General features: G+C 67.0%; 24 protein-coding genes. 19 read left to right on the forward strand and 5 right to left on the reverse strand.

What is annotated here, in order from left to right; genetic code table 11:
- Nucleotides 1-2: 2 nt before the first annotated feature.
- The 7 genes from A0W70_RS13575 to glmS all read left to right on the forward strand — a co-directional run bounded on the left by A0W70_RS13575 (nucleotide 3) and on the right by glmS (nucleotide 8,329).
- Nucleotides 3-536: a F0F1 ATP synthase subunit delta gene (locus A0W70_RS13575; RefSeq protein WP_070989534.1), complete on the forward strand. Its 534-nt coding sequence runs from the start codon at nucleotides 3-5 to the stop codon at nucleotides 534-536.
- Nucleotides 537-565: 29 nt separating this feature from the next.
- Nucleotides 566-2,107, forward strand: coding sequence for a F0F1 ATP synthase subunit alpha (gene atpA, locus A0W70_RS13580; protein WP_070989537.1), 1,542 nt, complete (start codon nucleotides 566-568; stop codon nucleotides 2,105-2,107).
- 12 nt (nucleotides 2,108-2,119) lie between these two features.
- Nucleotides 2,120-3,031, forward strand: coding sequence for a F0F1 ATP synthase subunit gamma (gene atpG, locus A0W70_RS13585; protein WP_070989539.1), 912 nt, complete (start codon nucleotides 2,120-2,122; stop codon nucleotides 3,029-3,031).
- 63 nt (nucleotides 3,032-3,094) lie between these two features.
- Nucleotides 3,095-4,474, forward strand: coding sequence for a F0F1 ATP synthase subunit beta (atpD, locus tag A0W70_RS13590; protein ID WP_070989541.1), 1,380 nt, complete (start codon nucleotides 3,095-3,097; stop codon nucleotides 4,472-4,474).
- Nucleotides 4,475-4,486: 12 nt separating this feature from the next.
- Entirely contained in the window at nucleotides 4,487-4,909 is a 423-nt protein-coding gene (locus A0W70_RS13595; protein WP_070989543.1) for a F0F1 ATP synthase subunit epsilon, read from the forward strand.
- Nucleotides 4,910-4,988: 79 nt separating this feature from the next.
- Entirely contained in the window at nucleotides 4,989-6,377 is a 1,389-nt protein-coding gene (glmU, locus tag A0W70_RS13600) for a bifunctional UDP-N-acetylglucosamine diphosphorylase/glucosamine-1-phosphate N-acetyltransferase GlmU (protein ID WP_070989545.1), read from the forward strand.
- A gap of 116 nt (nucleotides 6,378-6,493) precedes the next feature.
- Complete coding sequence (glmS, locus tag A0W70_RS13605) at nucleotides 6,494-8,329, forward strand: glutamine--fructose-6-phosphate transaminase (isomerizing) (protein ID WP_070989547.1); 1,836 nt, start codon at nucleotides 6,494-6,496, stop codon at nucleotides 8,327-8,329.
- Between the two features lie 362 nt (nucleotides 8,330-8,691).
- Here glmS and A0W70_RS13610 read toward each other — a convergent pair whose 3' ends face one another.
- The 4 genes from A0W70_RS13610 to A0W70_RS13625 all read right to left on the reverse strand — a co-directional run bounded on the left by A0W70_RS13610 (nucleotide 8,692) and on the right by A0W70_RS13625 (nucleotide 12,575).
- Complete coding sequence (locus A0W70_RS13610) at nucleotides 8,692-9,231, reverse strand: DJ-1 family glyoxalase III (protein WP_070989548.1); 540 nt, start codon at nucleotides 9,229-9,231, stop codon at nucleotides 8,692-8,694.
- Entirely contained in the window at nucleotides 9,177-9,980 is an 804-nt protein-coding gene (locus tag A0W70_RS13615) for a divergent polysaccharide deacetylase family protein (protein ID WP_070989551.1), read from the reverse strand. Before A0W70_RS13615 ends, A0W70_RS13610 begins: the two co-directional genes overlap by 55 nt.
- A 4-nt stretch (nucleotides 9,981-9,984) precedes the next feature.
- Nucleotides 9,985-11,316, reverse strand: coding sequence for a S41 family peptidase (locus A0W70_RS13620; RefSeq protein ID WP_070989553.1), 1,332 nt, complete (start codon nucleotides 11,314-11,316; stop codon nucleotides 9,985-9,987).
- Between the two features lie 101 nt (nucleotides 11,317-11,417).
- Entirely contained in the window at nucleotides 11,418-12,575 is a 1,158-nt protein-coding gene (locus A0W70_RS13625; protein WP_070989555.1) for a murein hydrolase activator EnvC family protein, read from the reverse strand.
- Nucleotides 12,576-12,705: 130 nt separating this feature from the next.
- Here A0W70_RS13625 and A0W70_RS13630 point away from each other — a divergent pair, with 130 nt between their 5' ends.
- The 3 genes from A0W70_RS13630 (at nucleotide 12,706) to A0W70_RS13640 (ending at nucleotide 14,882) form a co-directional block, all read left to right on the forward strand.
- Nucleotides 12,706-13,206, forward strand: coding sequence for a rhodanese-like domain-containing protein (locus tag A0W70_RS13630; protein ID WP_070989557.1), 501 nt, complete (start codon nucleotides 12,706-12,708; stop codon nucleotides 13,204-13,206).
- A gap of 107 nt (nucleotides 13,207-13,313) precedes the next feature.
- Nucleotides 13,314-13,826, forward strand: a complete 513-nt coding sequence (gene secB, locus A0W70_RS13635; protein ID WP_070989559.1) for a protein-export chaperone SecB — start codon at nucleotides 13,314-13,316, stop codon at nucleotides 13,824-13,826.
- A 21-nt stretch (nucleotides 13,827-13,847) separates the two neighbouring features.
- Nucleotides 13,848-14,882 carry an NAD(P)H-dependent glycerol-3-phosphate dehydrogenase gene (locus A0W70_RS13640; RefSeq protein ID WP_070989561.1) on the forward strand — a complete coding sequence of 345 codons (1,035 nt, stop codon included), beginning with the start codon at nucleotides 13,848-13,850 and terminating at the stop codon, nucleotides 14,880-14,882.
- Nucleotides 14,883-14,913: 31 nt separating this feature from the next.
- Here the strand turns inward: A0W70_RS13640 and A0W70_RS13645 are convergent, their stop codons facing one another.
- Nucleotides 14,914-15,390 carry a tRNA (cytidine(34)-2'-O)-methyltransferase gene (locus tag A0W70_RS13645; RefSeq protein WP_070989563.1) on the reverse strand — a complete coding sequence of 159 codons (477 nt, stop codon included), beginning with the start codon at nucleotides 15,388-15,390 and terminating at the stop codon, nucleotides 14,914-14,916.
- Nucleotides 15,391-15,473: 83 nt separating this feature from the next.
- On the opposite strand from A0W70_RS13645, the gene pilM reads away from it, so the two are divergent.
- The 9 genes from pilM (at nucleotide 15,474) to A0W70_RS13690 (ending at nucleotide 25,426) form a co-directional block, all read left to right on the forward strand.
- Nucleotides 15,474-16,409: a type IV pilus biogenesis protein PilM gene (gene pilM / locus A0W70_RS13650; protein ID WP_139150882.1), complete on the forward strand. Its 936-nt coding sequence runs from the start codon at nucleotides 15,474-15,476 to the stop codon at nucleotides 16,407-16,409.
- Complete coding sequence (locus A0W70_RS13655) at nucleotides 16,406-17,011, forward strand: PilN domain-containing protein (RefSeq protein ID WP_070989567.1); 606 nt, start codon at nucleotides 16,406-16,408, stop codon at nucleotides 17,009-17,011. The genes pilM and A0W70_RS13655 overlap by 4 nt, the downstream gene beginning before the upstream one ends.
- Nucleotides 17,008-17,697: a hypothetical protein gene (locus tag A0W70_RS13660; protein WP_070989569.1), complete on the forward strand. Its 690-nt coding sequence runs from the start codon at nucleotides 17,008-17,010 to the stop codon at nucleotides 17,695-17,697. The genes A0W70_RS13655 and A0W70_RS13660 overlap by 4 nt, the downstream gene beginning before the upstream one ends.
- The gene (locus tag A0W70_RS13665) at nucleotides 17,690-18,079 is read left to right on the forward strand and encodes a hypothetical protein (RefSeq protein WP_070989571.1); all 390 of its coding nucleotides are present in this window, start codon (nucleotides 17,690-17,692) and stop codon (nucleotides 18,077-18,079) included. The genes A0W70_RS13660 and A0W70_RS13665 overlap by 8 nt, the downstream gene beginning before the upstream one ends.
- A gap of 107 nt (nucleotides 18,080-18,186) precedes the next feature.
- Nucleotides 18,187-19,920: a pilus (MSHA type) biogenesis protein MshL gene (mshL, locus tag A0W70_RS13670; RefSeq protein WP_070989715.1), complete on the forward strand. Its 1,734-nt coding sequence runs from the start codon at nucleotides 18,187-18,189 to the stop codon at nucleotides 19,918-19,920.
- Nucleotides 19,921-20,059: 139 nt separating this feature from the next.
- On the forward strand, nucleotides 20,060-20,833 hold the full coding sequence (locus tag A0W70_RS13675; protein ID WP_281182047.1) for an ExeA family protein: 774 nt from the start codon (nucleotides 20,060-20,062) through the stop codon (nucleotides 20,831-20,833).
- Nucleotides 20,830-22,422, forward strand: a complete 1,593-nt coding sequence (locus tag A0W70_RS13680) for a tetratricopeptide repeat protein (protein ID WP_083331021.1) — start codon at nucleotides 20,830-20,832, stop codon at nucleotides 22,420-22,422. The genes A0W70_RS13675 and A0W70_RS13680 overlap by 4 nt, the downstream gene beginning before the upstream one ends.
- A 6-nt stretch (nucleotides 22,423-22,428) precedes the next feature.
- Nucleotides 22,429-24,219, forward strand: coding sequence for a GspE/PulE family protein (locus A0W70_RS13685; RefSeq protein WP_070989575.1), 1,791 nt, complete (start codon nucleotides 22,429-22,431; stop codon nucleotides 24,217-24,219).
- Nucleotides 24,206-25,426 (forward strand): type II secretion system F family protein, encoded by a 1,221-nt coding sequence (locus A0W70_RS13690; RefSeq protein WP_070989577.1) that lies wholly within the window; start codon nucleotides 24,206-24,208, stop codon nucleotides 25,424-25,426. The genes A0W70_RS13685 and A0W70_RS13690 overlap by 14 nt, the downstream gene beginning before the upstream one ends.
- Nucleotides 25,427-25,448: the final 22 nt, after the last annotated feature.

Raw genomic sequence — 25,448 nt, forward strand, 5'->3', positions numbered from 1 at the left:
CAATGGCTTCGAACCAGCTTGCCCGGCCCTATGCCGCGGCAGTTTTCGAACTCGCGAGTGCGAGCGGGCGTCGGGAGGAATGGTCCGGCACGCTGGCCGTGCTGGCGTATATCGCTGCCGATGAGCGCGTGGCGCGTGTCCTGCGCGCGCCCCGCCTGTCGCCGGACGAGCGCGCCGAGCTCGTGCTCGGAATCGCGGGGGACGATATCGAGGAAGGCGCGCGCAACCTCGTGCGCCTGATGGCCATCAATGGTCGGCTCCCCGTGCTGCCCGATGTCGCGCATCGCTACGAGGCATTGCGTGCCGAGGCCGAGGGCACGGTCGACGCCTGGATCACTTCCGCGGCCGAACTCGACGAAGGCCAGCGTGAGCGCGTCAGCGCCTCCCTGCGCAAGCGTCTCGACCGCGAAATCCGTCTCCATTGCGAGGTCGACCCGTCGTTGATCGGCGGGGCCGTGATCCGGGCCGGAGACCTGGTCATCGACGGCTCGCTCAAGGGGCGCCTCGAGCGCCTGACGAGCCGCCTCGCCCACTGATCACCGGGAATTACAGAGGAATCAACTCCATGCAACTCAACCCGTCCGAAATCAGCGAGCTGATCAAGCAGCGCATCGAAGACTTCGATGCGGGCACCGAAGCGCGCACCGAAGGCACCGTCGTCAGCGTGCAGGACGGTATCGTCCGCGTACACGGCCTCGGCGAGGTCATGCAGGGCGAAATGATCGAGTTCCCGGGCGAAACGTTCGGCCTCGCGCTCAACCTCGAGCGTGACTCCGTCGGCGTCGTCGTGCTGGGCGATTACGTCCACCTGTCCGAAGGCGATACCGCCCGCTGTACCGGCCGTATCCTCGAGGTGCCGGTCGGGGAAGAACTCCTCGGCCGCGTCGTCGGTTCGCTCGGCAGCCCCCTGGATGGCAAGGGCGAGATCGGGGCCAAACAGACGGCACCGATCGAGGTGGTCGCCCCGGGCGTGATCGCGCGCCAGTCGGTCGACCAGCCGGTCCAGACCGGTCTCAAGGCGATCGACTCGATGGTCCCGATCGGCCGTGGGCAGCGTGAGCTGATCATTGGTGACCGTCAGACCGGTAAGTCGGCGATCGCCGTCGATACGATCATCAACCAGAAAGGCACGGGCATTAAGTGCATCTACGTCGCGATCGGCCAGAAGCAGTCGTCGATCGCCGCGACCGTGCGCAAGCTCGAAGAGCACGGGGCGATGGAGCACACCATCGTGGTCGCCGCCGGTGCCGCCGAATCCGCCGCCGCGCAGTACATCGCCGCCTATGCCGGCTGTGCCATGGGTGAATACTTCCGCGACCGCGGTGAAGACGCGCTCATCGTCTACGATGACCTGACCAAGCAGGCCTGGGCGTACCGTCAGGTCTCCCTGCTCCTGCGTCGTCCGCCCGGCCGTGAGGCCTATCCGGGCGATGTGTTCTATCTGCACTCGCGGCTGCTGGAGCGCGCGGCGCGGGTCAACGCCGACTACGTCGAGAAGGCCACCGACGGCGAGGTCAAGGGCAAAACCGGGTCGCTGACCGCGCTTCCGATTATCGAGACCCAGGCGGGCGACGTCTCGGCGTTCGTCCCGACCAACGTGATCTCGATCACCGATGGCCAGATCTATCTCGAGAGCGATCTGTTCAACTCCGGCATCCGCCCGGCGATCAACGCCGGCTTGTCGGTCTCTCGTGTCGGTGGCTCCGCGCAGACGAAGATCATCAAGAAGCTCGGTGGCACCATTCGACTGTCACTCGCGCAGTACCGCGAGCTGCAGGCGTTCGCCCAGTTCGCGTCGGATCTGGACGAGCAGACCCGCAAGCAGCTCGAGCGCGGGCAGCGCGTCATGGAGCTGATGAAGCAGAGTCAGTATTCGCCGCTCTCGGTCGGCGAAATGGCGGTCTCGCTGTACGCGGCCACGCAGGGCTACATCGACGATGTCGAACTCAAGAAGGTCGTCGACTTCGAGTCCGCCCTGCAGAGCCACGTGAAGTCGAACTACAGCGCGCTGATCGAGAAGATCGACCAGAGCGGCGACTACAACGACGAGATCGAGGGCGAAATCAGGAAGGCCGTCGAGGACTTCAAGTCCAACGGCGTCTGGTAAACGGAGCGCACGATGGCCGGTGCAAAGGAAATCCGCGGCAAGATCTCGAGTATCCAGAATACTCAGAAGATCACCCGCGCGATGGAAATGGTCGCCGCATCCAAGATGCGCAAGGCCCAGAACCGTATGGCCGCCACGCGGCCTTACGCCGACAAGATGGTCAACGTGATCGGGCACCTGGCGTACGCCAATTCGGAATACCCGCATCCGTACCTGGTGGCCGCCGATTCGGTCAGTCGGGTGGGCTATGTCGTGATCACGACGGACCGCGGTCTCTGCGGCGGCCTGAACGTCAATCTGTTCCGGCGCCTGATCCGCGATTTCCAGGCCCAGCACGAAAAAGGCGTCACCATCGAAACCGCGGCGATCGGCCGTAAGGGTGCCCAGTTCCTCAAGCGCACGGGCTCGAACGTGGATGCCGAAGTCGACGGGCTCGGCGATACGCCGGGGTTATCGGATGTCATCGGCCCGATCAAGGCGATGCTCGAGGCCTACGACGAAGGCCGGATCCAGGAACTCCACCTGGTGCATAACCGCTTCGTCAACACGATGACCCAGGAGCCGACCGTCCGTCGCCTGCTGCCGCTGGATCCGCCGGATCCGTCCGAAAGCGCGGCCAATCGGGACGAACAGAAGGAACTGGAAGCTCTGCGCGAGCGGCACTGGGACTACATCTACGAACCGGAGGCGGCCGAGGTCCTCGACGCGCTGTTGCAGCGCTACATCGAATCGCTCGTATACCAGGGCGTGGTCGAGAACATCGCCTGCGAGATGGCGGCCCGGATGATCGCGATGAAGAGTGCCTCGGACAACGCCGAGGACCTCATCGAGGATCTCCAGTTGCAGTACAACAAGGCGCGCCAGGGCGCGATTACACAGGAGCTGACCGAGATCGTCTCGGGTGCAGCGGCCGTTTCGGGCTGATCGGACCGATTCAGGCGACGCCAGCGGCTTTTTCCGTATAACGATTTGTCAGAGGAAACCAACATGAGCTCCGGAACGATCGTATCCGTCATCGGCGCCGTGATCGACGTCGAGTTCCCGCGCGATGAAGTGCCAAAGGTCTACCACGCACTGAACGTCGATGACTGGGGACTCGTCCTCGAGGTGCAGGCCCAGCTGGGCGACGGCGTGGTGCGCTGCATCGCGATGGGCTCTTCGGATGGGCTGCGTCGCGGCATGGGCGTCAGCACATCGGGCAAACCGATCTCCGTGCCGGTCGGCACGAAGACCCTTGGCCGCATCATGAACGTCCTCGGCGAGCCGATCGACGAGAAGGGTGATGTCGGCGCCGACGAGGAATGGGCCATCCACCGCAAGGCCCCGAGCTATGACGAACAGGCCGGTGCGGCGGAACTGCTCGAGACCGGTATCAAGGTCATCGACCTGCTCTGCCCGTTCGCCAAGGGTGGCAAGGTCGGTCTGTTCGGCGGTGCCGGCGTCGGCAAGACCGTCAACATGATGGAGCTGATCCGCAACATCGCGATCGAGCACTCGGGCTACTCCGTGTTCGCCGGTGTCGGTGAGCGGACCCGTGAGGGCAACGACTTCTACCACGAGATGACCGAGTCGAACGTCCTCGACAAGGTCTCGCTCGTCTACGGCCAGATGAACGAGCCGCCGGGTAACCGCCTGCGCGTCGCCCTGACCGGCCTGACCATGGCCGAGGCGTTCCGTGAGGAAGGGCGTGACGTGCTGCTGTTCATCGACAACATCTACCGCTACACGCTGGCGGGTGTCGAGGTCTCGGCGCTGCTCGGCCGCATGCCGTCAGCGGTGGGCTATCAGCCGACGCTGGCCGAGGAAATGGGCATGCTCCAGGAGCGCATCACCTCGACCAAGACCGGCTCGATTACCTCGATCCAGGCCGTGTACGTGCCGGCCGACGACCTGACGGACCCGTCCCCGGCGACGACCTTCGCGCATCTGGACGCCACCGTCGTGCTGGCACGCTCGATCGCCGAGCAGGGCATTTATCCGGCAGTCGACCCGCTCGATTCGACCAGCCGCCAGCTCGATCCGCTCGTGATCGGTCAGGAACATTACAATGTCGCGCGTGACGTCCAGATGACCCTCCAGCGCTACAAGGAACTGAAGGACATCATCGCGATCCTGGGCATGGACGAGCTGTCCGACGAGGACAAGCAGAGCGTCAACCGCGCCCGTAAGATCCAGCGCTTCCTGTCGCAGCCGTTCTTCGTGGCGGAGGTCTTCACCGGCGCGCCCGGCAAGTACTGTTCGCTGAAGGAGACGATCCGCGGCTTCAAGGGTATCGTCGAGGGCGAATACGACGACATTCCGGAACAGGCGTTCTACATGGTGGGCACGATCGACGAAGCCGTCGAAAAGGCCAAGGAACTCCAGTAAGGAGGTTACGTCATGGCCACGACCATTCACGTCGACATCGTCAGCGCCGAGTCCGAGATCTACTCGGGCGAGGCGACGATGGTGCACGCACCGGCCGAACTCGGCGAAGTCGGCATCGCACCACGGCATACGCCGCTGGTGACGCGCCTCATCCCCGGTGACGTCCGCGTCAAGACCGAGAGCGGTGAAGAGGAGATCATCTACGTCTCCGGCGGGATCCTCGAGGTCCAGCCGTATGTGGTGACGGTGCTATCGGACAGCGCCGCCCGTGCGCATGATCTCGATGAGGCGGCGGTGGAAGAAGCGCGCCGCAAGGCCGCCGAGCGGATTTCGCAGCAGCAGGACGAATACGACTACGCCCGTGCCCGCGCGGAACTCGCGGAGGCGGCCGCCCAGCTGCAGACGATCCGGAAACTGCGCCGGCAACGCTCCTGATTACCGCGTACCGGTACGACAGTAACGCGGGCCGCCGGGCCGGCCGGCGGCCGCTGCCATTGCGCCGAGGCATCCCCTGATGGGCCTGAACGTCATCGTGCTCGCGGCCGGGGAAGGCCGCCGGATGCGGTCCCGCGGCCCGAAAGTGCTGGTCGATCTCGCGGGCCGCACACTCCTGCAGCATGTGCTCGACCGCGCTGCCCTGCTCGGTGCCGACCGTGTGCGCGTGGTGGTCGGGCACGGCGCCGACGCCGTGCGAGCGGCCGTACCGCAAGGCGTCGAGACCGTCCTCCAGCCGGAGCAGCGCGGTACCGGCGACGCCGTGGCGTCGGCGCTGGGCGGGTTGAACGCCAACGACACCACGCTCGTCCTCTACGGCGACGTGCCGCTGCCGCAACGCGCCACACTCGAGGCGCTCGTCGAGGCTGCCCACCGCACTGACCTGTCCCTATTGACCGTCAATGTCGACCATCCCGCCGGATACGGGCGGATCGTCCGCGACGCGAACGGGAACGTCAGCCGCATCGTCGAGGAGCGTGATGCGGGTCCCGAAGAGCGGGCGCTCACCGAGATCAACACGGGCCTGCTCGCTATGCGGACCGGGCCGCTCGCGCGGCACGTCGCCGCGCTCGACCGGGATAATGCCCAGGGCGAATACTATCTCACCGATGTCATCGGGCGCGTCGCCAGCGCCGGTGGGACGATCGCGGCCGTCCAGCCCGACCACGAGTGGGAAGTGCGCGGCGTGAACAGCCGCACCCAGCTCGCCGCACTTGAACGGACCTGGCAGGCCTGGCTGGCGGAGGAACTGATGGCAGCCGGCGTTTCCGTGCGCGATCCGGGCCGGATCGATATCCGCGGGAATCTGCACGCAGAGTGCGACACCACGATCGATGTGGGCTGCGTCTTCGAGGGTGATGTCCGGCTCGGCGCCGGCGTGCGCATCGGTGCCCACTGCGTGCTGCGGGATACCACCGTGGCCGATGACGCGGTGATCGAGCCCCACAGTGTCCTCCAGGGCGCGGAGATCGGCCGCGGCTGCAGCGTCGGCCCCTTCGCGCGCCTGCGACCGGGGAGTCGCCTCCGCGAGGCGGCAAAGGTCGGGAATTTCGTCGAGACGAAAAACACCGATCTGGGTGCCGGCAGCAAGATCAATCATCTGTCCTACGTCGGGGATACGGAGGTCGGGCCGAAGTCGAACATCGGCGCCGGTGTGATCACCTGCAATTACGATGGCTACCGCAAACACCGGACCGTGATCGGCGAGCGCGCCTTCATCGGTTCGGATTGCCAACTCGTGGCGCCGGTTACCATCGGTGACGGCGCCACCGTCGGCGCCGGCACGACCCTGACCAGCGATGCACCGCCCGAGCGCCTGACGGTCGGCCGTGCCCGCCAGCGTACGATCGAAGGCTGGACGCGGCCAGCCGACCGCGACGCGGGGCCCGACGACAAATCGTCGGAGTAGCCGCCGGGCGGGGCGCGCCGTGGCGCTTCCGCCGCGGTCTGCTATAAAAACCGGACGCGGTAGAACCGCCGTCGGCAGGGCGAGATGCCGCCGGCTGAATTCCGAGGGAGATCATCATGTGCGGCATTGTCGGCGCGGTCGCTGAGCGCGACGTTATACCCCTGTTGCTCGAAGGCCTGCGGCGCCTTGAATACCGAGGCTACGACTCCGCCGGTATCGCCGTGCTCGATGATGAGGGACGGCTGGTGCGCCAGCGTGCGGTCGGTCGGGTCGAGGCGCTCGAGCAGACCCTCGAGCAGCATCCGCTCCGCGGTCATACGGGCGTGGCGCACACCCGTTGGGCGACCCACGGTGTGCCGCATGAACGCAATGCACATCCGCACCTGTCCGGTGACGACCTCGCACTCGTGCACAATGGCATTATCGAGAACCACGCCGTCCTGAGGGCGGCACTCGAGACCGCCGGTTACGAATTCACCTCGGACACCGATACCGAGGTCGTCTGCCACCGCATCCACGAGCAGGCCGGAAGCAACGGCGGCGATCTCCTCAAGGCGGTGCAGGCGACGGTCGCCGAGCTTGATGGTGCCTATGCCCTGTCCGCGCTGAGCCGCCAGGATCCCGGGCGGATCGTGGTCGCGCGCAGGGGTTGCCCGGTCGTGATCGGGCTCGGGATCGGCGAGAACTTCGTCGCCTCTGATGTGGCGGCCCTCCTGCCCGTAACCCGCCGTTTCGTCTTCCTCGAAGAGGGCGATGTCGCCGACGTCACCCGCACCGAGGTCCGGATCTTTGACAGCGCCGGGCAGCGCGTCGAGCGTGCGGAGCACGAGTCCGAACTGACCGCCGATGCGGTCGAGCGTGGCAACTACCGCCATTACATGCTCAAGGAGATCTTCGAGCAGCCGCGCGCGATCGGCGATACCCTCGAAGAACGCACCGCCAATGGCCGCGTCCTCGACGCCGCCTTCGGTTATCAGGCAACGGAACTGCTGCCGCGCATCAGCGGTGTTCATATCGTCGCCTGCGGCACCAGTTTCCACGCCGCGATGGTCGCGCGCTACACGATCGAGCGCACGGCGCGGATCCCGGTCAACGTGGAGATCGCCAGCGAGTATCGCTATCGAGAACCGGTCGTGCCCGAGGGTACGCTGTTCGTGGCGATCTCCCAGTCCGGCGAGACCGCCGATACCCTCGCCGCGCTGCGCGAGGCCAAACGTCTCGGTTACGCCGCGACCATGGCGATCTGCAACGTGCCGGAATCCTCGCTGGCGCGCGAGGCCGACCTGGTGGCGATGACCCGTGCGGGCCCGGAGATCGGCGTCGCATCCACCAAGGCCTTTACCACCCAGTTGACCGCGCTGGCGATGCTCACCCTCGTCCTCGCTCGGCGAACCGGCGACGCGGAAGGCGAAGGCGCCGCCGTGGAAGACCTGATCGGCCTGCCCGGGCGGATTGAACGTGTCCTCGAGCTCGATGCCGAGATCGCGGAACTCGCCGAGCTGTTCGTCGACAAACGCCACGCCCTGTTCCTCGGGCGCGGCATACACTATCCGATCGCGATGGAGGGGGCGCTCAAGCTCAAGGAGATCTCCTACATCCACGCCGAGGCCTACGCGGCCGGCGAGCTCAAGCACGGCCCGCTCGCCCTGGTCGACGAGGACATGCCCGTAGTGGCCATCGCGCCCAATGACGCGCTGGTGGAGAAACTCGCTTCCAACCTGCAGGAAGTCAGCGCGCGCGGTGGCCGCCTGATCGTATTCGCGGGTGACGACGTTCGCGTGTCGCTGCAGGCCGCGGACCGCGTGATCCGCGTACCGGGCAGCGGCACCGACCTCACCGATCCGGTCCTCTACACCGTGCCCCTGCAGCTGCTGGCGTACCACGTCGCGGTCCTCAAGGGCACCGACGTGGACAAACCGCGCAACCTGGCGAAATCGGTGACGGTTGAGTAGCCAGCCGACGGTTTTCACGCAGAGGCGCGGAGCACGCGAAGGGCGCAGAGAAATTCCTTTGTAGGAGCGGGCTTGCCCGCGGTCCGCTCGAATGCGCGCAGCGCCCCGGGCGAGGTCATCCAAGCCTGGCTGGTTCTCTCGCCACGACGCGAGGGGCGACAGCGAGCCCCCAAAAAAGATGAATCACGCAGAGCCGCGGAGTGCGCAGAGTCTGAAAGAAAATCGATACTGGGCTAAACGCTCATGGCATTTCCATGTCGCCCGATTTTCGAAATATGGTTCAAAAGGTTTATTTACTTTGCGCCCTCTGCGGCTCTGCGTGATCCCGCCTTGTTCCTGGCGCCCTGAAGAAAGCCCGAAGCCTACCGCTGCAGCCGCGCCTCGACTTCCCGACGCCGTTCGCGCGAGTCCAGCCGTTCGATGAGCTCCAGCGCGAAGTCCATGGCGGTGCCCGGACCGCGTGAGGTCGCGACGTGGCCGTCGATCTCGATCGGCGCATCACTGCTTTCGATGCCGTAGGGTTCCAGCGCCCCGGGGAAGGCGGTCACCGGGCCGGGACCGAGGAGGTTGTGGGCGGCGAGCACGCCCGGCGCGGCGCAGATCGCGCCGAGCCAGCCGTCGCCCTCGCGGTGCCGGTTGAGCATATCGATCAAGCGTTCGTCCTCGCGCAGCCGGTCGGCACCGGGGCCGCCGCCGGGCAGCACGATGGCGTCGAACGATTCGGCGGCCACCATGGCCAGTGTGGTATCGGGGACGAGGACGACCCCGCGGCTGCAGGTGACCGGGCCCTCCTCCAGTCCGGCGGTAACGACCTCGAATTCCGCCCTCCGGAACAGGTCGATCAGGGTTACGGCTTCGAGTTCCTCGCAGCCGCTGGCGATGGGGATGAGGATACGCGCCATTTCGTGTCTCCAGTGGCGGGAGTCCCGCAGCGTTCGATGTAGGTCGCCAGGTCCACGCGCTCGATCCCATTCGCACGCGATAGCCGGCGTTCGAGCACCCGCATCGTATCCGGCCGCGGGTGCGCGATCGCGAGCGCGCACCCGGTCTCGCGGGCGCGCGCGAACCAGGCCTCGGTCGCCCGCTCGATCGCGTCCGTGCCCTTCCGGTGATCGAGAAACACATGCCGGCGGGCGACGGCGATACCCGCGTCCCGCGCAGCCGCTTCGGCTTCCGTGGCGGCCGTCGTGCGGGAGTCGATGAACAGCAGTGGCGGCGACCGTTGGGCGAGTTCCCGCATGACGACATCCATGACTGAAGCCCGTGTCGTCAGGCCACTGCCCTGGTGATTATTCACGCCGACGGCCCCGGGGACCGAATCGACGGCGCGCCCCAGGCGCGCGCGCAGGGTGCTCTCATCCATATCCGCGAGCAGCGCATGGGGTGCGGCAGGACCGCGTTCGGTCTCCATCGGCATATGGACGAGGATGTCGGTACCCGCTCGCCTGGCGGCCCGGGCAATGGCGGTGGTGTACGGTGCGTGGGGGAGGATCGCCACCGCGAACGGGGGTGGCAGCGCGAGAGCGCGCCGCGCGCTCTCGCGATTGTGCCCGAGATCGTCGATGATCAGCGCGGCGGTCGGGGCCGCTGCCGCCTGGCTGATGCCAAGCGCCAGCGTCAGGAGCAGCGGACCCCAGCGCCGCACCGCCACGCCGTTACTTCGAGCCGAAGATACTCAGGGCCTTGAGCACGTTGAGACCGACGTAGAGCTCGTAATCGCTGGTCGCGAGATCGCCGTTCTCCCCGTCGCCGGAGTCCGCATCCTCGTCTTTGGCCGCATCGTCCTTGTCTTCCCCGTTGGGGTTGGTCAGGTGCTGGGCCAGATCCGCCTCCGTCAGCGCGCCGACGCCCTCATCCTTGATCGAGGTGAGCCTGTATGCCCCGGTCGCGATGTCCGGCTCGATCCCTTCCGCCTGGATCGAGCGCCCGTCCGGCGTGTAGTAGCGCGCCGTCGTGAGCTTGAGTGCGCCGCCATTCGACAGGTCCTGGATCGTCTGCACCGAGCCTTTGCCGAAGGTCTGTTTACCGACCACCAGCGCCCGCTCGTGATCCTGCAGCGCACCCGCGACGATCTCCGACGCGGAGGCCGAGCCCTCGTTCACGAGCACGATCATCGGTGCGCCGTCGATCGCGTCACCGGGGCGCGCGCTGTAACGTAGTTTCGAATCCTTGACGCGGCCCTCGGTGTAGACGATCAGCCCGTCTTCGAGGAACGTGTCGGAGACGCTCACGGCCGCCGAGAGTACGCCGCCCGGGTTGTTGCGCAGATCGAGCACGAGTCCCCGGAGGCCGTTTTCCGCCTTGTCTTTCAGGCCGCGGATGGCCTCATCGACTGCCTGCTGGGTGTTGGTCTGGAAATGCGAAACCCGCAGGTAGCCGTAGCCCGGTTCAAGCATCCGCGAATCGACGCTGGTGACCTCGATCGTGTCGCGCGTGATCGTGACCCGGATCGGCTTGTCCTCGCCGTCGCGCACGATCATGAGTTCGATATCCGTACCCGGCTCCCCGCGCATCTTCTGCACGGCGTCGTTGAGGGTCATTCCCTTCACCGGCTTGTCGTCGAGCCGGACGATCAGATCGCCCGCCTGGATCCCGGCGCGCGCCGCGGGCGTCCCGTCGATCGGCGCGACCACCCGGACAAAGCCGTCTTCCATCGTCACCTCGATGCCAAGGCCGCCGAACTCGCCCTGGGTCCCGATCTGCAGTTCACGGAACGCCTCCTGGTTGAGGTACGACGAGTGCGGATCAAGGCCGTTCAGCATGCCTTCGATCGCGTATTCCAGCAGTTGGTCGTCGTCGATTTCCTCGACGTAGTTGTCCTTGATGCGCGAGTACACGTCCGTGAATGTGCGCAGCTGCTCCAGCGGCAGTTCCTCGGCGGCGCTGCGGTCTTCGTCCTGCGCCAGCACGGCATGCCCCAGGGTCAGGGTGGCGCCGAGCACGGTACCGAGGAGTACCAGCAAGAGTTTGCGGGTCGGGTGGGCCATGCGGGATCTCCGGGGCGGCCGGTATTGAACACGAGTATGATTTCAAGTCTAACACGCGATTTCGACGGCGCGGCGCATGGGGATGCGCCCCATAGGCACAATCAGCGCGCGGCGAGCCAATCCATCGGGTCCACGGGCTGGCCCTGGCGGCGGATCTCGAAGTACAGGCCGGGTTCGCGCTGACCCCCGGAGGCACCGACCCGGGCGATCGCCTCGCCGGGGGCCACCCAGTCCCCGGTCGAGCGCAGCAGTTGCCGGTTGTAGCCATACAGGCTGAGCCACCCGTCCTGATGGTCGACGATCAGCAGTTGGCCAAACCCTTCCAGCCAGTCGGCGAACACCACCCGGCCATGATAGACGGCTCGCACCGGCTCGCCCGCGGCGGCGTCGATCACAAGACCCCGCCACCGGGTGCGGCCGCTGGCGCGTTCGCTCCCGTACCGGACGCGCAGATCACCCCCCGCGGGCCAGTCCAGGGCATTGCGCTGGGTGTCGAACGGTCGTTCCTCCAGCGGCGCGCCGGGGATGTCATCCATGACATTGCCGAGTTTCTCGAGCAGCTCCCGAAGCCGTTCCCGGCTCGCCTGCAGGCGTTCCAGTTCATCGCCCTTCTCGGCGATGGACGCCTGCAGCCGTTCGACGACCTGACGTCGTTCAGCGCTCGCCTGTTCCAGCCTGGCCCGCTGGCTCTCGAGGCCCTCGCGCGCGGTTGCCAGTTCTTCGCGGGCCGCGCGCGCGTCCTGAGTCACCCCCGCGATCTTGTCCATCAGAGATCGCGCCTCATCGATCGCGCCCAGCCGTGCGCGATTGAAATACCCGTAATAGCCGAGTGCGCGGGCCAGGGTGCCAGGACTGTCCTGGCGCAGCAGCAGACGCAGGGCCGGTTGGCGGCCGAATCGGTGCGCCGCCCGCAACTGCTCCGCCAGTGTATCCCGGTGGCCCTCCAGTGACTCGACCAGCTCGCGCCGCCTGGCTTCGAGCTGGTCGAGGCGCCGCCGGCTCCGGTCGATCCGGGTATCGAGATCGTCGATCCGGTTCGCGATCGAGCCGATGCGCTGCTCGAGCCTGGCGAGTGTCGCGCTGGCCTCATCGCGGCGTTCACGCTCCTCGCGCAGATCACCCTGGACGGCATCGATCCGTTCCCGCAGTTCCTCGAGACGGGCTCGGGTCTCGGCCTCATCGGCCGCGACGCCGGGCGCCGGCAGGAGTGCCAGGGCCAGGAGCGGGAGCAGGAAAGACGGCAAGCGGGGGCGGCGCATGGCGCGTATTGTAGGCGAGTGGCAGGCTCCTCTCACCCGCCGCTGCGGGGTTTTGCGCTGCTGCGGCCGCGGCGTATACTCCCGCGCCATTCAACCGGGCGCTGGCGCGTCACCCAACACGTGAGTCCTCATGGAACGTATCCCCGAATTCGTCGCCAATCATCCGTTGATGTTCGTGGCGCTCGCCGTGACCGTGACCATGATCGTGGTCCTCGAAGTGCAGCGTGCGCGCCGCACGACGCAGCCGCTGTCGCCCGCGCGGGCGACCCGGCTGAGCAACAATGAAGACGCCGTGTTCATCGACACCCGTGCACAGAAGGAGTTCGAGCAGGGGCACGTGCCGGGCGCGCGCTCCATCCCGTCGCGTGAAGTCTCGAGTCACCTGAAACAGCTCGAGAAACTGCGCGAATACCCTGTCATCCTCTATGACGAGGGCGGGCTCGACGCGGAACGCGCCGCGAAGGAACTGGCGAAAAACGGGTTCACCCGGCTGCACTCCATCGAGGGCGGTATGCCGGCATGGCGCAAGGCGGAACTGCCGGTGGAGACCGGCAGCGGTTCGCGCAAGAGCGGTTCCGGCGGTCAAAAGAAGAAGAAAAAGCCGCAGAAAGACGAGCGCGCGAAGAGCTGAACCGGGCGCATCGCGCCGGCAAGGCGGCGCGGAGATGAGCGGGCGGCACCAAGTGTCATAAAATCGACACCCGGAAACGGGTGGTGACGGCGGAGACCACAGGCACCATGAGCGAAGAACAGCAGGCAGGGGCCGACAGCGGCCGCCGTTTCCAGATCCAGAAGCTCTATCTCAAGGACGTATCCTTCGAGTCACCCGCCGCGCCCGGGATTTTCGGCTCCGGCAGCGACTGGCAGCCCCAGATCAGCTTCCAGCTCAATACCGAGCACAATCAGGTCGGCGATACGCTGCACGAGATCGTCCTTGGTGTAACCGTCACCGCGCAGCACGGTGAGCGCACGGCCTTCCTGGTCGAACTGAAACAGGCGGGCCTGTTCGATATCGCCGGTTTCGAGGGCGAGGAATTCGAGCATATGCTCGGCAGTTACTGCCCTGGCATCCTCTATCCCTACGCCCGGGCGGCCGTGGGTGATCTGGTCCAGAAGGGCGGTCTGCCGCAGCTGGTTCTGCAGCCGATCAATTTCGACGTGGTCTATGCGCAGCAGCGGGCCCGCCAACAGGGTGGCGATGGCGACGCCGCCGGCGGTGCCGCAGCCGATTCGACCGACACGGCCCACTGACCAGAACGCACGTAGAGCGACATGAACCCCGCCCCCGCCACCCGTATCGCCGTCCTGGGCGCTGGCGCCTGGGGCACCGCCCTGGCCGCCGCCCTCGCGCGTAATGGCCTCGGCGTCACCCTCTGGGGCCGGGATGCGGACAACGTCGCGGCGATCCGCGACCGGCGCGAGAACCGGCGCTATCTGCCGGATCTGACCCTGCCCGAAGGCATTTACGCGACCACCGACCTCGCCGAGGCCGTCAGCGGCAGCGACGCGCTCCTCTACGCGACCCCGAGCCATACCTTCCGCGCCATGCTGCGCATGGTCGCTGATCTGGACCCGGAGGCGGCGCAGGCACGCCCCTTCCTCTGGGCCTGCAAGGGTGTCGAGCCCGATACGCATGCGCTGATGCACGAGGTTGTCGCGGCCGAGTGCACGTATCCACCCCCGCATGGTCTCGTCTCCGGACCGAGTTTCGCGCGTGAGGTCGTCGCCGGACTGCCCACCGCCCTGACCGTCGCCAGCACCGACGCCGAGTTCGCCGGCCGTGCGGTTACCTGGTTCCACGGCGCCGGCATGCGAGCCTATTCGAACCCGGATGTCGTCGGCGTCGAACTCGGCGGCGCGCTCAAGAACGTGCTCGCCATCGCCTGCGGGGCCACCGACGGTCTCGGTTTCGGGGCCAACGCCCGGGCCGCCGTCATCACGCGCGGACTCGCCGAACTGATGCGGCTCGGGCATGCGATGGGCGGGTTGCCGCAGACCTTCATGGGACTCGCCGGGATGGGTGATCTCGTGCTGACCTGCACCGATGATCAGTCCCGCAATCGGCGCCTCGGTCTCGCGCTGGCGCGCGGCCTGTCACCGGAGGCGGCCTGCGAGGAGATCGGTCAGGCCGTTGAGGGTCTCCGGACCGCACGGGCCGCCAAGGCCCTGGCCGCGCGCTACGGTGTGGATATGCCGATCGTGGAGCAGGTCCACGCCGTGCTGTATGAGGATCTGGCCCCGGCGGCCGCGGTACAGGCCCTGCTGGATCGTGATCCGAAAGAAGAAATCCCGCATGGCGGTGCATGATTGTACCGATGGGCACCCCGGCGGTGCCCGATCATTCCGCCACCGCACCCTCGAAGTTCCCCTGCCGCCACGCCTCGAATATTACCACCGCAACAGAGTTGGCAAGGTTCATGCTTCTGGACCCGCGACGCATCGGAATGCGCAGTCGCTGTGCGGCGGGGATGTCCGCCAGCACGGTCGACGGCAGACCACGGGTCTCCGGTCCGAACAGCAGTGCATCGTCCGGGCCGAAGGGGATCGTCGCGTAGTTGGTTTCGCCATTACGCGTCAACGCGAACACGCGTGCCGGCCGGATCGTGTCCAGGCAGGCGTCCAGATCGCGGTGTTCGTGAACGCGCGCGAATTCGGCGTAATCGAGGCCAGCGCGGCGCAGCCGACGATCCTCCAGGCGGAAGCCCAGCGGGTGCACGAAGTGCAGCGGCGCACCGGTGTTGGCGCACAGGCGGATGATGTTGCCGGAATTCGGCGGAATTTCAGGCTGAAACAGCACAATGTGCGGTAAGTTCATGATTTGACCTGATCTGCCTGGCAGTTCATAAAGGGTCCGGCGCGAAGCAGCGGCCGGGCCGCAACGGGAGCGGGAAGACGAAAGTGCGGTCTCTGCTGAACAGGCGCAAGGCGAAATCGGGAACCACCGTCGGCGTGGCCTATGGCACCGACGGCGTTGCGCTCGCCGCCGTACGCGGTGGCGGGCGCGACGCACCGCCACGCCTGACGCATGCGGCCCATATCCCGTTGACTTCGGAGGCCTCGGTGGCCGAGCGCATCGGCGCGTGGATTGCCGACAGCGGGCTCGAGAAATGCCGAGGCGTCGGCGTGATCGCGGATGGCGAGTACCAGGTCGTGCAGGTGGAGGCACCGGCGGTGCCCGCCACGGAGATGCGCCAGGCCGCCGCCTGGCGCGTTCGCGACCTGCTCGACTTCCCGATCGATCAGGCGGTGATCGACACGTTTCCGCCACCGGATTCCGCGCAGCGCGGGCAGCATAATATCAACGTGGTCGTCGCACGCCGTGCACTGATCACGGAACGGATCGAGCAGCTCACCGAGGCCGGCCTCGCGCTGGAGGCGATCGACATCCCGGAACTGGTGCAGCGCAACATCTCGGCGCGCCTGCCGGAAACACGGGGTGGCCACGCGCTGCTGGCGCTGGGTGCGGAGGATGGGCTGATTACCGTGTTCCGTGAAGGCGAACAGTTCCTGGCACGCGGCCTGGATGCCGGCCTGAACGGGCTGGCACAGGATGCCGAGGATACGGGGGAGACGCTCCTGCTCGAAGTCCAGCGCTCGTTCGATTATTTCGAAAGCGCGCTGTCACAGCCGCCACTGGGTGCACTCTATCTCTATCCGGCGGGGCCCGCGATCGATGTGCTGAGCGAACACTTCACGGATAATCTCGGCAACGTAGCGGTACGCGCGTTCGCCCTGGGGGATCTGGTGCAGCTCGACACCGAGCCACCGGAGGTCGGTGCGCAGCTCCTGCACGCCGTGGGCGCGGCCCTGCGCGAGGGACAAAAGAGCCGATGACCCAGCAGATCAACCTCTATCTGGACGAGTTCCGCCGGCGGACCGATCCGCTCGACGCGAAGCACATCGGCATCGGCATCATGGCCCTGCTCGCGATCCTGGCCGCGATCAGCGCGGGTCAGGTATGGCAGGTCCGCGGGGTCGAGTCCCGCGTCGCTGAGCTCGAGCGCGAGCGCGATTCCGTCCAGGCCGAACTGAATCAGAAACAGCAACGCCTGCAGTCGCTGCAGGCGGAGCAGAACGATGACGAGCAACTCCGGCGCCTGCGCGCTGAACTCGCGGCCAAGCAGCGGCTGGCGGAATACCTCGAGTCAGGGCGTTTCGGCACGCGCGGGGGCTTCTCGGTGTATCTCCAGGCACTGGCCCGCAACCGCGTGGAGGATCTCTGGCTGGCCCGGGTCGAATTGCGCGGCGGCGGCAGCCAGCTGCGCATTGCCGGCCACGCGCTGAATCCCGAGACGGTGCCATCGTTCCTCAGCGGCCTAGCCGAGCAGCCGTCGTTCAGCGGTTACCGTTTCCGCACCATGCGGATCGATCGCACCGACGACGGCGATCGCCTCGATTTCCTTTTGGCCAGTGACCGCAGGGAGGGCGACGGATGAAGCCGAACAATCCCCTGCACGTGCTGGCAACGCGCATTGACGAGCGCAACCGCCGCGAGCGCCTGCTGCTGGCCGGGACGCTGGCGGTGGTCGTGCTGGTCGCCTGGAACGGGCTGTTCCGGGCGCCGCTGGCCGAGCGTCGGGCCGTCGCCGTGGATTCCGTCGCGCAGCTCGAGGGTGATATCGCCGCGCTCGAAGACAGCCGCGCGGGGATCGACGAGCGGATCGCCGGGCTGGAGGCCGATTCCGGTACGAGCGCGGTCGAGCGCGTCCGCCAGCGCATCGACGCCGTCGACGAGGTGCTGGCCGAGCGGACCGCGCGCCTGATCTCGCCGGATCAGATGGTGCGGGCGCTGCGCGACGTCGTGAACGCCGATGCGGACGTCTCGCTGGTTCGACTGCGCAACGCCGGCCCGACGCCCGTGATTACCCAGCCCGGGCAGCAAGCGGGTAACGGTGAATCGAGCGGTGAGGGCGATGGCATTCCGCGGGTGTACCGGCATGATGTCGAACTCGTGATCGAAGGGCGTTATCTTGCGCTGCTCGCGTACCTGGAGCGGCTCGAGGGACTGGAGTGGCAGTTCCAGTGGGAAGCGATCACCGTCGAAACGCGTGAATACCCGACCGCGCGTGCGACCGTGTCGCTGTCGACACTCAGCCTCGCGGAGGACTGGATCGGTGTGTGAGATTCGGCGCATCAAGGGCTCGTCGCCGCGGGGCCGGAAGGCCTGGTGGCATACGGCGTTGGCGGTGCTGGCCCTCGCGGTGGCCCCAATGCCCGCGCAGGCCGAAGACGAGGAACTGCATGATCCGTTCATGCCACCGGGCTGGAATGAGCCGAGTGCGCCGGAAGCGAACAGCTTCAACGCAGCGGCATGGACGCTTGCATCGACCCTCACGTCGAACGGCCGGCGCGTGGCCATCATCAATGGCCGCGCCGTGCGCCCCGGCGAGTACGTCGGTGGTGCCCGCCTGCTCGGCGTCACGCGCGGTAGCGCGCGCCTCGAATACAACGGGCACCGGTTCACGATCCGGCGCCCCGGAACGCAGGTCCGAACGAGCCGGTAGTCGGCTCAATGACCGCCCCGACCATAGCGCGAGTAGCGATAATGAAGATGCAAACGACGGCGCCCATGCGGCGGCCGGCTCGCGATGACCGCGGAGAGACGACGGCCATGAACCCGACCCGTATGCGAACCCGGCCGCTGGCCGCCGCTTTCGCCGCCACCCTGTTGCTGGCTGGCTGCGCCAGTCCCATGGAGCGCGAGCCGGAAAGCGGACCCACGCTTGATCGGATCCGTGAGGCCCTCGACGAGGGGGCGGCCGCCAGTGAACCGGAGGAAACGCCGGCGGATGTCGAGGCGGCGCTGATGCCGGGGATGGAAGAACAGTTGAGTGACGAAAAGGCGAGCGCGGGCGGCGATACCGAACGCTTCGACCTGTCGGTCACGAATGCCAGTGCGCGGGCCTTCTTCATGGGCCTCGTCGAGGGGACGCCTTACAACATGGTGGTCCATCCCGACGTCGAGGGCGAGATCAGCCTCGAACTCAAGGATGTGACCATCCCCGAGGTCATGGATATCGCCCGGCGCGTTTACGGCTACGAATTCGAGCGCCGTTCCACGGGCTATATCGTCATGCCCGCGCGCATGGAATCGCAGATCTTCTATGTCGATTACCTGAATGTGAACCGCGATGGTGAATCGAACATGAGTGTGGCATCGGGCGAGGTCACCAGCGCGCCCGCCAACGGCAATAGCGGCAACAACAACGGCGGCAGCAGCCGCCGGACGCAGGACCCGGGCAGCCGGATCGCAACCAGCTCCCAGGCGAACTTCTGGGGCACGCTGCGAGAGACCGTCCGCTCCATCATCGGATCTGGCGAGGGCCGCAGCGTGGTCGTCGATCCGCAGGCGGGCCTCGTCGTCGTTCGGGCGATGCCGGGCGAACTGCGTGACGTCCGCGGCTACCTCGGCGCCGCCGAGGAAAATCTCCAGCGTCAGGTCGTGCTCGAGGCGAAAATCCTAGAGGTCCGGCTGTCCGAGTCGAACGAGACCGGGATCAACTGGGCGGCTCTGGGCGACGGTGCCAATGGCGACGCGGTGATTGCTGGCCAAGGCACGATCAGTCAGGGCACGACCGATGTGCTCACCGACAGTGGTGCGTTTGATCCAACCTCGATCACCAGCCCCGGTGGTACCGGAGGCGCGTTCGATTTCGGCGGGATTTTCGCGATCGGCGCGCGCGCCAACGACTTCGCGGCGCTCATCCGTCTGCTCGATACCCAGGGTGACGTCCAGGTCCTGTCGAGCCCGCGTGTATCTACACTCAACAACCAGAAGGCGGTCATCAAGGTCGGCACTGACGAATTCTTCGTGACCGATGTCCAGACCGATACTGACACCACCGCCGCGACGAGCACGCGCAGTGTCGACGTCGATCTGACGCCGTTCTTCTCCGGCATCGCGCTCGACGTCACGCCGCAGATATCGCAGTCCGGCAGCATCACCCTGCACGTGCATCCGACCGTGAGCGAGGTCACGGACCAGCAGAAGAGCATTACCTTCGCGGGCCAGCAGCAGTCTCTGCCATTGGCCGTCTCACAGGTGCGCGAATCCGATTCCGTCGTCCGCGCCAAGGACGGTCAGGTCATCGTCATTGGCGGTCTGATGCAGGATCAGGCCACCCGCAACCGGGCCCAGCCCGGCGGTCTGGGTGATCTGCCGCTGGTCGGCGGCCTGTTCCGCCAGAAGGCGGATTCGAGTTCCCGCAGCGAACTGGTGATCCTGCTGCGCCCGATGATCACCGGCGATGGCGGTGGCGACTGGTCCGATCAGATCCGCGAGATGCGCGAGCGCCTGCCGGATTCGGATGTCACCGGTGACGGTCAGGGGGCCGCGTCGCAGTGATGTATCTCGAATACTTCGGCCTGCGCGAAGCGCCCTTCTCGCTGACGCCCGACACCGGCTTTTTTTTTGCCATACGGGCCATCGCGAGGCGCTGAACACGCTGCGGATCGCCCTCGACAGCGGCGAGGGCTTCATCCGCGTGAGCGGCGAGGTCGGTACCGGCAAAACGATGCTGTGCCGCATGCTGTTGTCGGAACTGCGCGAAGACGAACGCGCGATCTACATCCCGAACCCGCACCTCATGCCGTCGATGCTACGCGTGGCCGTCGCCCGCGAACTGGGTCTCGAGGCGGACAGCCGGCTGGACCAGAATCTCCTGCTCAGCCGGATCCAGGATCGACTCATCGAGCTTGGACACGAAGGCATCCGGCCCATCGTCTGCCTCGACGAGGCCCAGGCGATGCCCGATGAGACCCTGGAAGCCCTGCGCCTGTTGACCAACCTGGAAACGGAAAAGCGCAAACTGCTGCAGGTGGTCCTGTTCGGCCAGCCCGAACTCGACGAGAAGCTGGCGAAACCCTCGCTGCGCCAGGTGCGCCAGCGCATCGCCTGGTCGTGCCGGCTCGAGCCGTACGACCGCAACGACATCGCCGCCTATCTGGACCACCGCCTCGCCGTCGCCGGTTACGACGGCCATCGCCTGTTCCGCGATGGCGCGGTGGACGCGCTCCACCGCACCAGCGGCGGCATTCCACGCCTGATCAACATTATCGCCCACAAGGCGCTGATGCTGACGTACGGCCGCGGCGGCGATACCGTGCGCGTGGCGGATGTCGAGGCAGCCGCCGCCGATACCGACGGTGCGCTGGAATCGGCCAGCAACCGCGGCCGGACCTGGCTCCTGGCGGCCGGCCTCGTAGCGCTTGCCATCGGCGTCCTGGCCCTGTTGCGGCCCGGTGGGTTGTTGCCATGAGCGTGATCAACCGCATGCTCGCCGACCTCGAACGCAGGGGCGCCCCGGGGGCACGACGGCAGCACACCGCGAACGCGTCCGCGCGTGCGCTGTCCCCGCGCGGGGCCCTCACGCGCTTGCGCCCTCTGGGGCCGCCCGTGCTGCTGGTCGCCCTGGTGATCGTGGCCGCCACCCTCTGGCGGGAACAGTGGCCACGGGTGCTGGCTCTGGTCGAGAGCACGCGCGAGGCACCGGCCGTAGAGGTCACGGCGACCGACGCCAAAGAATCCGGTGAAGCTTCACTGCCAGGCGTCCGCCGGTTCGAGTTCGAGCGCGATGGTGCGACGACCCGCCTCGTCGTCGCGTTCGACCGTCCACTGGAGCAGGCGCCGGGGTATGGCCGGACGGGAGACCGGATCGGTCTGCAGTTGCCGGCGCGCTGGGATCGGGAGGCACCGCCCGCGCCGCCGGGGGATCAGTCCGTATACCGCAGCGCCGTCGTGAACGATCGCGCGGAGGACGGCACACGTATCACCATGCGTGTGGATCCGGAAGCGCGCTTCGATCTCGCGATCGATGGCGATCGGCTGACCCTCACGGGACGCGCGCCTTCCGGGGGCGAGCGCGATCGGTCCGGGGAGGCGTCGGGTGCCGACGGCTCGGATCCGGAGGTTGGCGTGGGTGTGGCTGAGACCGGGGATACCGCCGAACGCGGGACCAACGGAACCGGGACCACCGGCGCGACGACGCCAGGCGATACCCTGCAGGTGGCCGCGCAAAGCGGAGCGACCGCCGAGGGCGATCGGCCCGAGCGGTCCGAACGCTCCGGGCAATCCGAAGACGAAACGGCGGATAAGGACGACCGTGCAGACGCCGGACGGGGATCGGCCGCGCCGGCGAGCAACGACGACGGTGCGGACAATGTGACGCGGACGGCTGCGTCCGCTGGCGGCAGTGGATCCGCAGAGGCGAACGAACGGGCGGACGAATCCGAAGGCCGGGTCCGGAAGTCCGAACCCGATATCGGACCGCAGGAGCGCGCGCAGCGGCTCGAGGCCAAGGCCCGGGAGCGCCTCGGCGATGGGGATGTCACGGCGGCGCGGCGGCACCTCGCGAAAGCGCTCGAGTTCGATCCCGACCGTCATGCCGCACGGGATCTGCTGGTCGGTCTATCCCTGCGCAGCGGCGACTCGGCGGCGGCACGCAACCTGCTTGCAGAGGGTGTGGCACGGGCGCCGGAGCGCATCGCCTATGCGAAACCGTTCGCCCGCCTGCTGGTCGACGCGGGCGATCTGGAGCGCGCACTGCGCGTGCTGCAGCGCGCGGCGCCGGCAACCGACGGTGATGCCGGGTACCATGGGCTTACCGCCGCCGTCGCCCAGCGCCTGAAACGGCACGAACTCGCCGCGAGCGCCTACACGCGTGCGCTGGAAATCAACAGCGGCCGCGGCGTGTGGTGGATGGGGCTGGGCATATCGCTGCGCGCGACCGGCCATCCGGACGAGGCGCTGGCCGCGTTCCGCGAGGCCCGCGCGAGCGGTGATCTGAACGAGCGGCTCGACCGCTGGGTGCAACAGCGTATCGAGGCGCTGGCGCGTACCGGGGAGTAGATCGGCATGGCATTCCGCAAAAAAATCCGCCTCGGCGACCTGCTGGTGCAGGACGGGCTCATCAACCAGGAGCAGCTCGACCGGGCCCTGTCCGAACAGAAGCGGAGTGGCCGCAAGCTCGGCTCGACCCTGATCGACCTCGGCTATGTGACCGAGGACCAGGTCCTCGACTCGCTGGCGCGTCAGTTGCACCTGGAGCGTGTCGATCTCACGCGCTACGACTTCGACCCCGAAGTCGTGCGCATGCTCCCCGAGACCCAGGCGCGGCGCTTCCGGGCCGTGGTCCTGGCGGATGAGGGCGACGCCCTGCTGGTCGGCATGGCCGACCCCACCGACATCTTCGCTTTCGATGAGCTCTCCCGGCATCTGAAACGCCCGGTCCGTCAGGCCGTGGTCAGCGAGACGCAGCTTGTGCGCATGCTCGACCGCATCTATCGCCGCACGGCGGAGATCAGCAATCTCGCCGAAGAGCTCGGCCAGGAACTGTCGGAGAGTGATTACGACATCGAGCGCCTGCTCGAGGAGGAAGAGCAGACCGAGGTCCCGGTCGCCAAGCTGCTCAAGTCCCTGTTCGAGGACGCCGTCCAGGTCGGCGCCTCGGACATCCACATCGAACCGGATGAACGGATCCTGCGCATCCGCCAGCGCGTTGATGGCGTGCTGCAGGAACAGGAGATGAAGGAGCGCCGCATCGCGCCGGCCCTGGTCCTGCGTCTGAAACTGATGGCGGGCCTCGATATCTCCGAGAAGCGTGTACCGCAGGACGGGCGCTTCAACATCCGCGTGAAGAAGCGCTCCATCGACGTGCGCCTGTCGACCATGCCGGTGCAGTACGGCGAATCCGTCGTCATGCGCCTGCTCGACCAGAGCGGCGAGATGCTGGATCTGGGCCAGCTCGGCATGACCGAGGAAACGGTCACGCGCCTGCGCCGCCACGTGCACCACCCCTACGGCATGGTGCTAGTGACCGGCCCGACCGGCAGCGGCAAGACGACCACGCTCTATGCCGCCCTGCGCGAACTGAACAACGCCGAGAAGAAGATCATCACGGCCGAGGACCCGGTCGAGTACCGCATGTCGCGCGTCAACCAGGTCCAGATTCAGCCGCGCATCGGGCTCGATTTCGCGCGCATCCTGCGCTCCGCGCTGCGCCAGGATCCGGACGTCATGCTCGTCGGCGAGATGCGCGACGCCGAGACCGCGGACATCGGCCTGCGCGCCGCGCTGACCGGTCATATGGTCCTGTCGACGCTGCATACCAATGACGCGATCGGCACGGTCGATCGTTTGATCGACATGGGCGCGGAGGGCTATCTTATCGCCGCCACGCTGCGCGCCATCGTCGGCCAGCGATTGCTGCGGCGGGTGTGCACCAGCTGCCGCCAGCCGACGGAACTCGACGCAACGCAGCGCGCCTGGCTGGAATCGCTCATCGGCGAGAAGCGGGCGGCGAAGCTGACGTTCCAGGTGGGCAAGGGCTGCGCCCAGTGCAACCGCACCGGCTACCAGGGACGGATCGGCATCTATGAGATCCTCGAGCTGACCGCCGAGATGCGCACCGCGCTGCGGCGCAGCGACACGATCGCCTTCGCCGAGGCCGCCCGCAGGGCGCCCGGCTATAAGCCGCTGGTCGCGAGCGCACTGGAACTCGCGGCGCGCGGGACCACCACGCTGCGCGAGGTGGAGCGTATCTCCGGCGAGGTGGAGGAACTGCTCGCCGAAAACAACATGCCGGGTGCCGACCGCGCCGAGGAAGAAGCCGCGGCTGATGGGGTGACAACGAATGCCGCGCTTTGAATACACCGCGCGCGATCGCTCCGGCAGCCGCGTTACCGGCGCGGTCGAAGCGGGCTCGGTCGACGCCGTCGCCGGGCAGCTGTTCGACCAGGGCATCACCCCGATCGATATCCAGCAGCGCGCGCGTTCCCGGGGCCCGGGCCTCCGCCGCCGCCTCGGTATGGATCAGCCCTCGCGCGACGACATCGTCATGTTCTCGCGCCAGATGTACACGCTCACGCGCTCCGGCGTGCCCCTGATCCGCGGGCTCACCCAGCTCGCGGAATCCACCCGGAACCCGGTGCTCAGGGAGACCATCCGCACCGTCATGGCGGACCTCGAGTCCGGGCGCGAGCTCTCCGGCTCGCTCGCCCGCCACCCGCGCGTATTCTCCCCGCTTTATGTGGCCATGATCCGCGTAGGCGAGGATTCGGGGCGCCTCGAGGAGTCGTTCGAGCGCCTCACGCGGTACCTCGAGCGCGAGCGCGACACCGTCCGCCAGATCAAGCAGGCGGTCCGCTATCCGACCATCGTCGTGGCCGCGATCGCGATCGCGATCTTCATACTCATGACCTACGTTATCCCGGTATTCGCCGACGTGTTCGAGCGTTTCGATGCTCAACTGCCGCTGATGACCCGCGTGCTCATCGCCGTGTCGAACTTCTTCGCCGCGTACTGGTGGGCGATCCTGATCGCGATCGGCGGGGCGTGGTACGGACTGAAGCTGTGGCGCAGAACCGAAAACGGCGCCCTGCGCTGGGACCGGGGCAAGCTGAAGACGCCGATCATCGGCGATATCCTGCTGCGCGCCACGCTGGCCCGCTTCGCGCGCGCCTTCTCGATGTCCCAGCGTTCCGGCGTGCCCATCCTGCAGGCCATGAACGTCACCGCCGCCGCCGTCGACAACGTCTGGATCAGCCGCAAGGTCCTGGGGATGCGCGAGGGCATCGAGCGCGGCGAATCCCTGTCGCGCACCGCACAACGCACGGAAGTCTTCACCCCGCTGGTCATCCAGATGATCAGCGTCGGCGAAGAGAGCGGCCGCCTCGACGAAATGATCGACGAGGTCGCCGATTTCTACGAGCGCGAGGTCGATTACGACGTCCAGAACCTCGGCTCCCTCGTCGAACCGATCCTCACCATCGGTGTCGCCATCCTCGTATTCCTGCTGGCCCTGGGCATCTTCCTGCCCATGTGGGATCTCGGCGCGGTGCAGCTCGGTGGATGATGACGAGCGCGCCCACGCAGCC

The organism is Halofilum ochraceum, from assembly GCF_001614315.2.
Lineage (GTDB): Bacteria > Pseudomonadota > Gammaproteobacteria > XJ16 > Halofilaceae > Halofilum > Halofilum ochraceum.

Coding starts and splice junctions, on each gene's coding strand:
- A0W70_RS13575 (WP_070989534.1), top strand. CDS start 3: ATGGCTTCGAACCAGCTTGCCCGGCCCTATGCCGCGGCAGTTTTCGAA.
- atpA (WP_070989537.1), top strand. CDS start 566: ATGCAACTCAACCCGTCCGAAATCAGCGAGCTGATCAAGCAGCGCATC.
- atpG (WP_070989539.1), top strand. CDS start 2,120: ATGGCCGGTGCAAAGGAAATCCGCGGCAAGATCTCGAGTATCCAGAAT.
- atpD (WP_070989541.1), top strand. CDS start 3,095: ATGAGCTCCGGAACGATCGTATCCGTCATCGGCGCCGTGATCGACGTC.
- A0W70_RS13595 (WP_070989543.1), top strand. CDS start 4,487: ATGGCCACGACCATTCACGTCGACATCGTCAGCGCCGAGTCCGAGATC.
- glmU (WP_070989545.1), top strand. CDS start 4,989: ATGGGCCTGAACGTCATCGTGCTCGCGGCCGGGGAAGGCCGCCGGATG.
- glmS (WP_070989547.1), top strand. CDS start 6,494: ATGTGCGGCATTGTCGGCGCGGTCGCTGAGCGCGACGTTATACCCCTG.
- A0W70_RS13610 (WP_070989548.1), bottom strand. CDS start 9,231: ATGGCGCGTATCCTCATCCCCATCGCCAGCGGCTGCGAGGAACTCGAA.
- A0W70_RS13620 (WP_070989553.1), bottom strand. CDS start 11,316: ATGGCCCACCCGACCCGCAAACTCTTGCTGGTACTCCTCGGTACCGTG.
- A0W70_RS13625 (WP_070989555.1), bottom strand. CDS start 12,575: ATGCGCCGCCCCCGCTTGCCGTCTTTCCTGCTCCCGCTCCTGGCCCTG.
- A0W70_RS13630 (WP_070989557.1), top strand. CDS start 12,706: ATGGAACGTATCCCCGAATTCGTCGCCAATCATCCGTTGATGTTCGTG.
- secB (WP_070989559.1), top strand. CDS start 13,314: ATGAGCGAAGAACAGCAGGCAGGGGCCGACAGCGGCCGCCGTTTCCAG.
- A0W70_RS13640 (WP_070989561.1), top strand. CDS start 13,848: ATGAACCCCGCCCCCGCCACCCGTATCGCCGTCCTGGGCGCTGGCGCC.
- A0W70_RS13645 (WP_070989563.1), bottom strand. CDS start 15,390: ATGAACTTACCGCACATTGTGCTGTTTCAGCCTGAAATTCCGCCGAAT.
- A0W70_RS13655 (WP_070989567.1), top strand. CDS start 16,406: ATGACCCAGCAGATCAACCTCTATCTGGACGAGTTCCGCCGGCGGACC.
- A0W70_RS13660 (WP_070989569.1), top strand. CDS start 17,008: ATGAAGCCGAACAATCCCCTGCACGTGCTGGCAACGCGCATTGACGAG.
- mshL (WP_070989715.1), top strand. CDS start 18,187: ATGAACCCGACCCGTATGCGAACCCGGCCGCTGGCCGCCGCTTTCGCC.
- A0W70_RS13680 (WP_083331021.1), top strand. CDS start 20,830: ATGAGCGTGATCAACCGCATGCTCGCCGACCTCGAACGCAGGGGCGCC.
- A0W70_RS13685 (WP_070989575.1), top strand. CDS start 22,429: ATGGCATTCCGCAAAAAAATCCGCCTCGGCGACCTGCTGGTGCAGGAC.
- A0W70_RS13690 (WP_070989577.1), top strand. CDS start 24,206: ATGCCGCGCTTTGAATACACCGCGCGCGATCGCTCCGGCAGCCGCGTT.